The sequence below is a fragment of the Streptococcus vicugnae genome (assembly GCF_016461705.1).
Lineage (GTDB): Bacteria > Bacillota > Bacilli > Lactobacillales > Streptococcaceae > Streptococcus > Streptococcus vicugnae.
This window is the reverse complement of sequence record NZ_JAEMHW010000001.1, coordinates 692,360-704,350: the sequence shown is the minus strand read 5'-3', so window position 1 is coordinate 704,350 and position 11,991 is coordinate 692,360. Positions and strand designations below refer to the sequence as shown.

The 11,991-nt window shown below is 36.7% G+C and carries 13 protein-coding genes and 1 tRNA gene; 12 read left to right on the top strand and 2 right to left on the bottom strand.

Annotated elements, in window-relative coordinates; all coding sequences use genetic code 11:
- The 9 genes from JG537_RS03465 to JG537_RS03425 form a co-directional block, all read left to right on the top strand.
- Positions 1–548: class C sortase (locus JG537_RS03465; RefSeq protein WP_199543583.1), on the top strand; the 548-nt coding region annotated here is incomplete at its 5' end.
- 159 nt (positions 549–707) lie between these two features.
- Positions 708–2,603, top strand: a complete 1,896-nt coding sequence (locus tag JG537_RS03460) for a M13 family metallopeptidase (protein WP_199543581.1) — start codon at positions 708–710, stop codon at positions 2,601–2,603.
- A 260-nt stretch (positions 2,604–2,863) separates the two neighbouring features.
- Complete coding sequence (locus JG537_RS03455) at positions 2,864–3,733, top strand: helix-turn-helix domain-containing protein (protein WP_199543579.1); 870 nt, start codon at positions 2,864–2,866, stop codon at positions 3,731–3,733.
- A gap of 576 nt (positions 3,734–4,309) precedes the next feature.
- Positions 4,310–4,525, top strand: a complete 216-nt coding sequence (locus JG537_RS03450; protein ID WP_074482343.1) for a hypothetical protein — start codon at positions 4,310–4,312, stop codon at positions 4,523–4,525.
- Positions 4,526–4,570: 45 nt separating this feature from the next.
- Positions 4,571–5,299 (top strand): ATP-binding cassette domain-containing protein, encoded by a 729-nt coding sequence (locus tag JG537_RS03445; RefSeq protein ID WP_132869198.1) that lies wholly within the window; start codon positions 4,571–4,573, stop codon positions 5,297–5,299.
- Positions 5,241–6,611, top strand: coding sequence for a hypothetical protein (locus tag JG537_RS03440; RefSeq protein ID WP_246454263.1), 1,371 nt, complete (start codon positions 5,241–5,243; stop codon positions 6,609–6,611). Before JG537_RS03445 ends, JG537_RS03440 begins: the two co-directional genes overlap by 59 nt.
- Positions 6,598–6,873 (top strand): hypothetical protein, encoded by a 276-nt coding sequence (locus JG537_RS03435; RefSeq protein WP_074482346.1) that lies wholly within the window; start codon positions 6,598–6,600, stop codon positions 6,871–6,873. The genes JG537_RS03440 and JG537_RS03435 overlap by 14 nt, the downstream gene beginning before the upstream one ends.
- On the top strand, positions 6,866–7,240 hold the full coding sequence (locus JG537_RS03430; protein WP_199543578.1) for a hypothetical protein: 375 nt from the start codon (positions 6,866–6,868) through the stop codon (positions 7,238–7,240). The genes JG537_RS03435 and JG537_RS03430 overlap by 8 nt, the downstream gene beginning before the upstream one ends.
- On the top strand, positions 7,230–7,754 hold the full coding sequence (locus JG537_RS03425) for a thioredoxin domain-containing protein (RefSeq protein ID WP_249927607.1): 525 nt from the start codon (positions 7,230–7,232) through the stop codon (positions 7,752–7,754). Before JG537_RS03430 ends, JG537_RS03425 begins: the two co-directional genes overlap by 11 nt.
- A gap of 87 nt (positions 7,755–7,841) precedes the next feature.
- On the opposite strand, the gene JG537_RS03420 is transcribed toward JG537_RS03425, so the two are convergent.
- Positions 7,842–8,795: a S66 family peptidase gene (locus tag JG537_RS03420; RefSeq protein WP_199543577.1), complete on the bottom strand. Its 954-nt coding sequence runs from the start codon at positions 8,793–8,795 to the stop codon at positions 7,842–7,844.
- 153 nt (positions 8,796–8,948) lie between these two features.
- Between JG537_RS03420 and JG537_RS03415 the strand changes: the two genes are divergently transcribed.
- The 3 genes from JG537_RS03415 to tsf all read left to right on the top strand — a co-directional run bounded on the left by JG537_RS03415 (position 8,949) and on the right by tsf (position 11,230).
- Positions 8,949–9,019 (top strand) — tRNA-Cys (locus tag JG537_RS03415).
- Positions 9,020–9,315: 296 nt separating this feature from the next.
- A complete protein-coding gene (gene rpsB / locus JG537_RS03410; RefSeq protein WP_132869019.1) occupies positions 9,316–10,083 on the top strand; it encodes a 30S ribosomal protein S2 in 768 nt (255 codons plus the stop codon).
- A 109-nt stretch (positions 10,084–10,192) separates the two neighbouring features.
- The gene (tsf, locus tag JG537_RS03405) at positions 10,193–11,230 is read left to right on the top strand and encodes a translation elongation factor Ts (protein WP_074482350.1); all 1,038 of its coding nucleotides are present in this window, start codon (positions 10,193–10,195) and stop codon (positions 11,228–11,230) included.
- Between the two features lie 95 nt (positions 11,231–11,325).
- On the opposite strand, the gene JG537_RS03400 is transcribed toward tsf, so the two are convergent.
- Positions 11,326–11,790 carry a COG2426 family protein gene (locus tag JG537_RS03400; protein ID WP_132869020.1) on the bottom strand — a complete coding sequence of 155 codons (465 nt, stop codon included), beginning with the start codon at positions 11,788–11,790 and terminating at the stop codon, positions 11,326–11,328.
- Positions 11,791–11,991: the final 201 nt, after the last annotated feature.

Here is an 11,991-nt window from a genome sequence, read left to right as displayed (position 1 = left end):
TTGATGTGACTGGTACGGGGATTATGGCTTATGTTGAAATTCCTAAGTTGAATACGACTTTGCCGATTTACCATGGTACGGACGATAGTGTCTTGCAGGTGGCTATTGGGCATATCCCAGGGACATCCCTTCCTGTGGGTGGTAAGGGAACGCACGCTGTGATTTCAGGTCACCGTGGCTTGCCGTCTGCAAAGTTGTTTACGGATATTGACCGCTTGGTTGAGGGCGATACGTTTATCATTCAGGTTTTGGACGAGACCTTGACTTATGAAGTAGATCAGATTTTGACGGTCTTGCCAGATGATGTCTCAGCGCTAGCAATTGATCCAAATCAAGATTATGTGACCTTGGTAACTTGTACGCCGTATGGAGTCAATACTCACCGCCTTTTGGTACGCGGTCATCGTATTCCAAATAAAGTTAAAAATGCGCGCGTGATTTCTGAAGCTAGTCGGGTAGAACCCCTACTAGTAGCACCAATATTAGCCATTTTTATCTTTATTCTTCTCTTATTGGTGATTACGGTTTATCGTAAACTGCGATATTAATTTGTGTTTTATCAAAAAGTTAGCTTTGCAGTAGGCTAGCTTTTTGATTTTTTTGAGAGAAAAATCAGTTTTGGAATTTTTCTCTTTTGAAAATCCTTATAACTGTTATTCTTTTGAATTTTTGATAGAATGGTTCTAACAGATAAAAAGGAGATCCTTATGACTCGATATCAAGATGATTTTTATGATGCCGTCAATGGCGAATGGGAAAAGACAGCTGTTATTCCCGATGATAAACCACGTACGGGAGGTTTTTCAGATTTAGCTGATGAAATCGAAGAATTAATGCTAGCAACTACAGATAGTTGGTTGGCTGGAAAAAATCTTCCGGATGATAGCATTTTGCAGAATTTTGTTAAGTTCCACCGCATGACATCTGATTATGCCACACGTGAAGCAGTAGGAGTAGCACCAGTCCTTCCTTTGATTGAAGAATATAAAAAGTTAGCTTCTTTTACGGATTTTGCAGAGCAAATTGCTGATTTTGAACTGGCAGGAAAACCAAATGAATTTCCATTTGGTGTTTCACCTGATTTCATGAATGCTCAGCTAAATGTGCTATGGGCAGAAGCGCCTGGAACAATCTTGCCAGATACGACTTACTACGCAGAAGACAATGAAAAAGGAAAAGAATTGTTAGCGACATGGCGTCACATGCAAGAAGAATTGCTAGCAAAATTTGGTTTCTCAGCAGAAGAAATTAAAGATTTGCTAGACAAAACAATTGAACTTGATGCCAAGTTGGCTAAATATGTCTTATCACGTGAAGAATCATCTGAGTATGTTAAACTTTATCATCCATACGATTGGGCTGATTTTACCAAATTAGCACCGGAACTTCCTTTGGATAGTATTTTCACAAAAATTCTTGGAGAAATTCCAGATAAAGTCATCGTACCAGAAGAACGTTTCTGGAAAGAATTTGCAGCTGAGTATTATTCAGAAAAAAATTGGGATTTGCTTAAAGCAGACCTTATCATTTCTGCAGCAACAAGTTACAACAGTTATTTGACAGATGATATCCGCGTGCTTTCAGGGACTTACAGTCGTGCTCTTTCAGGAACACCACAAGCCATGGATAAGAAGAAAGCGGCTTACTATCTAGCATCTGGTGCTTATAGTCAAGCACTTGGTCTTTGGTATGCTGGACAAAAATTCTCTCCTGAAGCTAAAGCTGATGTAGAGCATAAGGTTGCTACTATGATTGATGTTTATAAGAAACGTCTAGCATCTGCAGATTGGTTAGCCAAAGAAACACGTGAGAAAGCTATTGTTAAGTTGAACGTTATTACTCCTCACATTGGTTATCCGGAAAAATTACCAGAAACTTATGCGAAAAAAATCATTGACGAGTCTTTGTCACTCGTTGAAAATGCGCGAAATCTGGCTAAAATTTCTATCGCTTACAGCTGGAGCAAATGGAACAAACCGGTTGATCGTAGTGAATGGCATATGCCAGCGCACATGGTCAATGCTTATTATGATCCTCAACAAAACCAAATTGTTTTCCCAGCAGCTATTTTACAAGCACCATTTTACAGCTTGGAACAAAGTTCATCAGCTAACTATGGTGGTATCGGAGCAGTTATTGCTCATGAAATTTCGCATGCTTTTGATACCAATGGAGCATCATTTGATGAAAATGGTAGCCTAAACAACTGGTGGACAGATGCTGATTATAAAGCTTTCACAGAACGCACTGATAAAATTGTTGAACAATTTGATGGTTTAGATTCATACGGTGCTAAAGTCAATGGTAAATTAACTGTTTCTGAAAATGTAGCAGACCTTGGTGGTGTGGCTTGTGCCTTAGAAGCAGCAAAACAAGATGCTGATTTCTCTGCGCGTGATTTCTTTATCAACTTTGCAACAATCTGGCGCATGAAAGCGCGTGAGGAATACATGCAAATGTTAGCAAGTATTGATGTGCATGCGCCGGGTAAACTTCGTACCAATGTGACTTTGACAAACTTTGATGACTTCCATGAAGAATTTGATATCAAAGCTGGTGACCCAATGTGGCGTGCACCAGAAAATCGAGTGATTATTTGGTAATTATTATCGATAAAATCGTGAAAAACAAGAACTTGGTTAAACCAAGTTCTTGTTTTTTGCTATCTCTTTTTAAAAATTGTGATACAATAAACATTAGTATACTTATCTAATACAACTAGATTTTTAAAATAGAAATATAGACTATGACTTTTCTAAGCTGTTTAGGATAACAGATAAAGCCCTTTCTTGTTGTGAGAATATAGAAAACATAGTTCTTAAAGGTCTGATAACATCAGATTACAATCAACAAAGGAGACTGTATGAAACTCGAAAAATCAATGCAATTGGGTGAACTTTATCGTGAATTACGAATCGCGCGTGGCTTGAAACTAAAAGACGTCGCACGCGAAAACCTCTCAGTATCTCAACTCTCACGTTTTGAAAACGGCCAATCCATGCTCGCTGCAGACAAACTCTTAATCGCCATTTCAGGTATTCACATGACCTTCTCAGAGTTTGGACATGCGATTAACAACTATCAAGAACCGAAGACGTTTCAAATATTAAATAAGATTAATGATTTATATAATAAGCAAGATATCAACGGTTTGTATAGTTTACTTGAAAGTGAAAAAGATTCTGAAACATTTGATGTTTATAAGCGTTTAAATGAGTTAATTATAAAATCTTCTATTCACACTCTTGATCCGACTTATGAAATCACAGAAGAAGAAAAGAATTTTTTGACATCATATCTTTATGAGATTGAAGAATGGACAGAGTACGAGCTATTTGTATTTGGTAATACCATGTCTATTTTATCAGAATCAGATTTAATTTTTTTGGGGAAAGCTTTTGTAGATCGTGATAAATTATATTTATCTCTTCCAAGTCATAAAAAAAATGCTGAGGTTGTTTTTTTAAATTTGATACTCATGTTAATAGGTTATGGGAAAACTTATCAAGCTAACTATTTTATTGAACATCTTGAAAAGATATTAACTTACCAAGATATGTTTGCTATGACGTGGCTCAATTTTTTGAAAAAAGTAGTAAATTACATGGAAGAAAAATCAGATGATTTGTCTGATTTGGAAGAATTCATTAAATGTGTAGAAGGAACTGGTAATCCTGTTATGGTTGCTTTCTTGAAAGGAAATTTATCAAGCATTTTTCCAGATAAATTTTAATTTAATAAGAAAACCAACTACAAGAAGAGAGCGAGAGGCAATACAAACATTGGAATTACAAAAGTGACTGCTTTAAAAATTTGTTTTAGGTATTGTTTAAACATAATAAGTATCCTCCATATTTTATATATTACGTATTATTTAATAAGTTTTGTGTGTAACAACATTTATTAGGGCAGGGGAAGGGATGAAATGTTATTACTTGGGTTGATTTGAGTGATTTTTACGGGTAATATACAAAGAATGGAAGTATCAGAACGACTGTTTTAATTAATTGTTTAAGGGTTAGTTTAAGCATTAGTAGTATCCTCCTTAATGTTATGTCTTCATTGTATCAGCGAAAGTCTTAAAATCGGTTTATTTGCAAATACGCAAATAAACTTTTTTTGTTGAGCAAATATACAATTTTCAGAAAATAAGACTTTTCAATGGTAGGATATAGGAGTAATCTGTTTAAATAGTTTACGTTTTTGGTAATTATTTTTCGAAAAATAACACCTTGCAAAATAGGAATACCTTACCATTTACCATGGTAATTTTGAGTATTCATATTTTAAAGTTGAAAGGAAAAACATTATGTTTGGATTTATGGATAACTACTTGGTTGCTTTGCAAGCTAAATATGCTTCAAAAGTGACTGTTAAGTGGGTTTGGGCAGTTTGCGCTCTTGTTTCTGTTATTGCAGTTATTGGTTATGCAGCTTACTGCACTTCACAATCAGGGAATTTTGCTGGCGGTATTAAGCTAGGTGTTCCAGATGTTATTCATGTAACATTTAACTGTACTAAATAGAATCTTTTCTTTACTTTTAAGAGAAGGTGTTAGAATAAGGAATTTATGATTAAGATTGAACACTTATCTAAAAAATATAAGCGCTTGGTTTTAAATGATATTTCAGTGAGTTTTCCTGAAAAACAAGTGAGTGTTATTGTTGGTATTAATGGTAGCGGTAAGACAACATTTTTAGATTGTATCGTTGGTTTGAAACGCCCAAGTGATGGTCAGATTTGGATTGATAGTCATCATAATCAATCTGATACCTTCAAAGAGCAAGTCTTTTATATTCCATCTGATTTTTATCTTCCGGATTACATGACTGGAAATGAATACATTCAATTTGTTTTGGCGCGTTATCCAAATGCAGACCGTGATAAGGTCGATTCTTTCTTTGAATTATATGATTTGAAGGAGGCTAAGAATCAGCTATTAGAATCATATTCTTTTGGGATGAAAAAGAAGGTTCAAATTATAGCTGCTGTTTTATCAAATGCACCCTATGTTTTAGGAGATGAACTGTTTAACGGTTTGGATTTTGAAACCACTTTGATTACAGTAAAACTTTTTCAGGCTTTGCTTAGTCATCGTAGTTTTGTCTTAATTTCACATAATATGACCATAATCAATCACTTTTGTGACCATATTTTTTTAATGTCCAATGGGAAATTAGTTCCTTTTACTGGCGATGCTAGCCAGTTGGAAGCAGAGGTGTTACGCACGGAGTCTGTTCATGATAAAATCACGTTCATTCAAAGATACGCAACTTTTGATGACAATGTTTCTGAATAATGCTTTAAAAGGTTTCTTAAATCGTCCTATTTTTAAATCAAAATGGGTAAGACGTTCCTTTGTAACTTTCCTATGCCTGCTTTACATTTTGTATTACCTTTACAATATGAAAGAGTTGGCAAAAATATCATCCATCAGAACAAATGTTCCTCTTGCTATTTTGGAAACAGGGCAAAAGCAAATCTTTTTTAGTTATTTCAGCAATACTGTCGTTTTGGGCTGCTTGTCCTTCCTTTTCGTTGAGGCAACCTTAGCTTTGGATAAGACATCTTTGTATTTCGTTAAAGCCTTACCATTTCGAAGACGTGATGTTCAAAGAGCCTATTCTTTGTTTCGCTTGGTGTTGATGATTGGGATTTATGAATTAGTCATGATTATCGCAACGCCTGCTATTAAACTAGTCACGACTTTTGTGGGAGATTTTGGACTATTTTTCCTTAGTCAACATTTTTCGTTCATTATTGTTATCATCAGCTTAGAAATTCTATCCTTAGGGCTGGATCTGCTTTTGCAAAGGCAGATGAAACACTTACTTGTGATTAAACTACTCCTAGCAAATGTTATTTTGATAATCAGTTTAGCTTATTTCTTTCAATGGCGTTATGCTCTAGAATCACGATTAGCTTCTTCTCCATTTTCCATTCATGAGTTGATTTTAGGGGCGTTTCTTGTTAGTTTGAGCTGTCTGATTATAGCTGTTTACTTGCTTTTGCATTTGCCTTTAGCTGATACTTTAGCTGATACTTTAGTAACTAGTCATAGTCGTTTTATCAAGGTACCTGTTCTTGATAAAGTCACTTTTCGTTATAAAACAAATTGGTATTACCTCATTTTTCCGGTGATTGTTGTGGGAATTATTGCTTATCAAAGCGGCAGAGCTGCAGTTTTGGCAGTCTTACCAACCTTACTTGCTTTTAATGGCTTATTATTACTTTCACATGGCGATAGCACAGAGGATTTTCGACATCAATATAATCTCTTACGGATTACGGTGTGGGAAGAATACTTTAGACAGTATTTCCTTCTTGTATTGTTGGAAGTTCCTTTATTGATTTGCTATGGCTGCCACTTAGCTAATATCAATCAAGTAATGGTGTCAATTGCATTTGCTCAATCTGCTTTGATGTTAGGTTATCTTTTTCCAAAATCACGAGGGAATCTCAATGAGACCACATCAATGTTTTTGTTAGGAATTGTTTTTATATTAGTTACGCTTGTTGTAAAAAATGCAAGTTTTGGTTTGATAATTATTATTCTATTAGCAGGTATTCACTATAGTCTTCTTAGGAGGTTAAGATATGAAAGATTTTAGTCGTTGTCTAGGGATTAGTGTAGTGAGCTACGCTGCCTTAGTCGTGTTTACAAGCCTTTGGAAATTATTTCAACTTGGCGGCTCATCAGCTTCAGTAAAAACTTTGTTAGGCATCACCATTGATAACAAAATTACTGAGCATAATATTTCCACAACGTTTGGCTTGTCTTGGCAAACTTTGATAGCTTTTATTATCTATTTTTGCCTTGTCTATGCTTTGACATATCTCACTGATAAATACAGCACGAATAAACATGATTGAAATATTCGTTTTAGTCGTCATTACGATTCTGTCGGTTTATGTCGCTGTTGGATTACATGAGATTTTGCATTACTTGGTGGCACGAGTATTGCGTTATCAAGCGTGTTTTAAACACGTAGGTATTCTTGCTTTTCAAGTAGAGTATAGAAATCGAAACTGTCCACTAGATAATTTCTTAATTGCTTTTATATCACCATTTCTGTTAACAATTATTGGCATTTTAATCCCTTTAAACTACTATACCCTTGTATTGAAGGTAACTTGTCTAATGAATCTGTTTAACCTCTTACCATTTACAGCAGATGGCGAAGTGATTTTATTGTCAATTGTTCAACTTATCCAAAAGGAGAAAAATAGTGAAAAATAAAAAAACATTGAAAATAGGCCTGCTTATTGTTTTATTTGCGGTTATTTTCATTGGCGGTTATGTCATAACCAATAAGGTCAATGGAACAAGTCCATATGTTGATGAAACAGCTCAGCTGGTTAAAGAAAATCCAGATGATGTGGTTAATCGCTTAGAAGCTAAAGAACAAGGAATGTATTATTTTGGCTTTCCAACCTGTCCATGGTGTGTAGAGTTGTTACCTGTCTTAGACAAGGAACTACAAGCAGACCATAGTAAAGCCTATACAGTCGATGTTCGAGGTGAACAATATAGCGATGCCGACAATGCTATCGTGAAAAAATTTTCTCAGACTTACACCAAAGAAGACAAATTATACGTTCCTTTTGTCGTTGCAATTAATAGTTCAGGAGAAGTCAAAGTTCACGTTGGTACAGTCGATGACCACGATGCCACTAAGGATAAAATGACTAAAGATCAAGAACAACGTCTAGTTAAAATCCTAGATAAAATGATTGCATTTAGTCAAAGCTGAAAGATAAAATACGCCAATTCGTTTTTACGAAAAGGCGTTTTTGTTTTTTAGTTCATACTCATATATAAAATTCTTCATAGAGGAGTTTTATTCCTCGATATGAATACTCAAAGTATCAGTGTCAATGCTTGCTTGTGCGCCGATAGTGATTGTAAAGAGTGGCTGAGTGTGGGCAAAATCAAGGTCATACATGACAGGAATGGTTTTAAGAAGTGGGTGCTTGTCTAGGATATAGGTTAATATTTCGGGTGTCATCTGGCATTCCTTTGGGAAGCGTCCGATAAGCACCGCTTTTGGATTGGGGTAAGCTTGTAAAATGGCTGCTAAATTGCGGTCAAAATCATGATAGTCATCTTCTTCTGCCTCTTCTAAGAAAAGGACATAATCGTTGACTTGAGGGGTGTAAGGTGTTCCGCGAAGAAGTCCAAAAGTAGATAAATTTCCACCAATAATGGTGCCAGAAGCTTTCCCTGCGTTGTAAATTTGCCATTCTGTTGGCATAAAATGACGTGGTTGTGTTGGGTCATACCAAGGGTCGCTTGACCACTCCTGACTTGGAACAAGGTCATAAGCTGATTTTGTCATGGCATTTAACCAAGCCTTGCTCTGGTAATCTTGACCTTCTTTCATTTTAAAACTAGAATATGAAGGTCCCATGTATGTCAGCATTCCAGTTTTAGCATAGATAGCATTTAAAAAAGCTGTTGAATCAGAATAACCGCAGATAATTTTGGGGTGTTTGGCAATTAAGTCATAGTCAAGATAGGGTAATAACTCATTAGAATTAAAGCCACCAATGGTAGCCAAAATGGCGTCGACAGAGTCATCCAAGAAGGCAGCGTGTAAATCAGCGACGCGACTTTCGATTGAAGAAGAATCGAGCATGTCAGATTCTAAGTAATGTTCTGAAAATGATACACGAAATCCTAGATTTTCTAACGTTTCTTTGGCAGAAAGATTGGCTTCAAATCCACCCAAACGAGCAATTGAATCTGACGGACTGAGTACGCGAATGTGACTGTCAGGACTTAGTTTTTTCATAAAACACCTCCAAAGATTTTTAGTATTATAGCATAGATTGTTGAAATTTCAAGGGTAAAGCCGTGAATTCTTTTATTTTCATAATCCTCTTTCAGAATTTCACGAATTAGGCTTGACGAGCTTATTATTTTAGGGTAAAATATTATCTGTTATGGCGGTATAGCCAAGTGGTAAGGCACGGCTCTGCAAAAGCTTGATCGTCGGTTCAAATCCGTCTACCGCCTTCATGACACAAAAAGTTCGACTTTGTCGGGCTTTTTTTCTTTTCTAAAAAAAGAAAAATCATGAAAATTTTCTGTAAATACCTGGTAGCTATAATTGCCATCAAAAGCCTAAAATAAAAACTCTTTCAAGCCTCATATGGCTTGTCAAAGCAATGCTTTTATGGTAAACTATGATAGTTGTATTATGCAACAAATACTCATTCTGGATGTATTGTGGATCTGTTGCTCTTTTTGAGTGGGTTTGCAAGATGAAGTCTGGAAGAGGAAAAAAACATTTTATAAAGGAGAAACTACTCATGGCAGTAATTTCAATGAAACAACTTCTTGAAGCTGGTGTTCACTTCGGTCACCAAACTCGTCGCTGGAACCCTAAGATGGCTAAATACATCTTCACAGAACGTAACGGTATCCACGTTATCGACCTTCAACAAACTGTAAAAATGGCTGACGCAGCTTACGAATTCGTTCGTGATGCAGCTGCAAACGACGCTGTAATCTTGTTTGTTGGTACTAAAAAACAAGCTGCTGACGCTGTTAAAGAAGAAGCAGAACGTGCAGGTCAATTCTACATCAACCACCGTTGGTTGGGTGGAACTCTTACAAACTGGGATACTATCCAAAAACGTATCGCTCGTTTGAAAGAAATCAAACGTATGGAAGAAGATGGAACTTTTGAAGTTCTTCCTAAGAAAGAAGTTGCTCTTCTTAACAAACAACGTGCTCGTCTTGAAAAATTCTTGGGCGGTATCGAAGATATGCCACGTATTCCAGACGTAATGTACATTGTTGACCCACACAAAGAACAAATCGCTGTTAAAGAAGCTAAAAAACTTGGTATCCCTGTAGTAGCTATGGTTGATACTAACGCTGATCCAGATGACATCGATGTTATCATCCCAGCTAACGATGACGCTATCCGCGCCGTTAAATTGATCACTTCTAAATTGGCTGACGCTGTTATCGAAGGACGCCAAGGTGAAGATGCTGACGCTGATTTTGCAGCAGAAGCACAAGCTGATTCAATCGAAGAAATCGTTGAAGTTGTAGAAGGCGACAACGAATAAGATTTAGAGGCTTAACAGTCTTTGATATGCTTTAAAACGGGGCAGAAAGCAAACCGCTCTGTCTCGTTTTTATTATTTGGTAAACAAAAAAATCCTGGAGGACATAAAAATGGCAATTACTGCAGCTCAAGTAAAAGAATTGCGTGAAAAATCAGGTGCTGGTGTCATGGACGCTAAAAAAGCACTTGTTGAAACTGACGGTGACATGGAAAAAGCAATTGAATTGCTTCGTGAAAAAGGTATGGCTAAAGCAGCTAAAAAAGCTGACCGCGTTGCTGCTGAAGGTTTGACTGGTACTTACGTTGACGGTAACGTTGCAGCAGTTGTTGAAGTTAACGCTGAAACTGACTTCGTTGCTCAAAACGCACAATTCGTTGAATTGGTTAAAGAAACAGCTAAAGCTATCGCTGAACAAAAACCTGCTAACAACGAAGAAGCACTTAAAGTTACTTTGGCTTCAGGTGAAACTTTGGAAGCAGCTTACGTTAACGCTACAGCAACTATCGGTGAAAAAATTTCATTCCGTCGTTTCGAAGTTATCGAAAAAACTGATGAACAACACTTCGGTGCATACCAACACAACGGTGGACGTATCGGTGTTATCACTGTTCTTGAAGGTGGCGACGAAGCTCTTGCAAAACAAGTTTCAATGCACGTTGCAGCTATGAAACCAACAGTTCTTTCATACAAAGAACTTGACGAACAATTCATCCACGATGAATTGGCTCAAATGAACCACAAAATCGATCTTGATAACGAATCACGTGCAATGGTTAACAAACCAGCTCTTCCACACTTGAAATTCGGTTCTAAATCACAATTGTCTGATGAAGTAATCGCACAAGCTGAAGAAGATATCAAAGCAGAACTTAAAGCAGAAGGTAAACCAGAAAAAATCTGGGATAAAATCATCCCTGGTAAAATGGCTCGCTTCATGCTTGACAACACTAAAGTTGACCAACAATACACACTTCTTGCACAAGTTTACATCATGGACGACAGCAAAACTGTTGAACAATTCCTTGATTCAGTAAACGCAAAAGTTGTTACTTTCGCACGTTTCGAAGTTGGTGAAGGTATCGAAAAAGCAGCTAACGACTTTGAATCAGAAGTTGCAGCTACAATGGCAGCAGCTCTTAACAAATAAGAATAGCTTGCTAAATTAAAAGAAGACCACTTGGTGGTCTTCTTTTTTGTTATAAATAAAGAGGTTGGGTGTCCCAGCCTCCATTTTGTAAGTTCTTAAGATAAAGCACCTAATCCGAGAACAGTCAATGTGCCCATGATTAAGCCAGCAAGGATAACGCCTAGCATAACCGCTATTACACTACGTTTGAAGTCCCAGTCAAGGATTGAAGCAGCAAGTGTACCTGTCCAGGCTCCTGTACCAGGAATTGGAATACCTACAAAGAGAAGAAGCGCGATAAAGACACCTTTGTCCCCAGCGGTATCGGCAAGTTTTTTCCCACCTTTGTGACCTTTTTTCAAGCACCAAGTAAAGAAACCACCAATAATAGGTTTATCAGCACCCCATTCTAAGACACGACGTGCAAAGAAGAAGATAATTGGTACGGGAAGCATGTTCGCGACAACACCGATAACGAGTGCTTGCCACATTGGGATACCAGTTGCAATAGCATAGGGTACAGCACCACGAAGTTCAACGAGTGGTACCATAGCAATCAAAAATGTAATAATATAGTTCATTTACTTGAAACCTTTCATTTGTTACAAAGTTAATTGTATCTTATCTCTTAAGCAAAGACAACTAAAATCTGTTGTAATGGAAATACTGTTGATAAAATGAAACCGTTGTCGGTTATAAAGCACGAGAAAAGCTTGTTAGGAAGGCTCATTTGGTGTATTTTCGTTTATAAATAGTGATATTTTTGTTATAATGATAGTCAG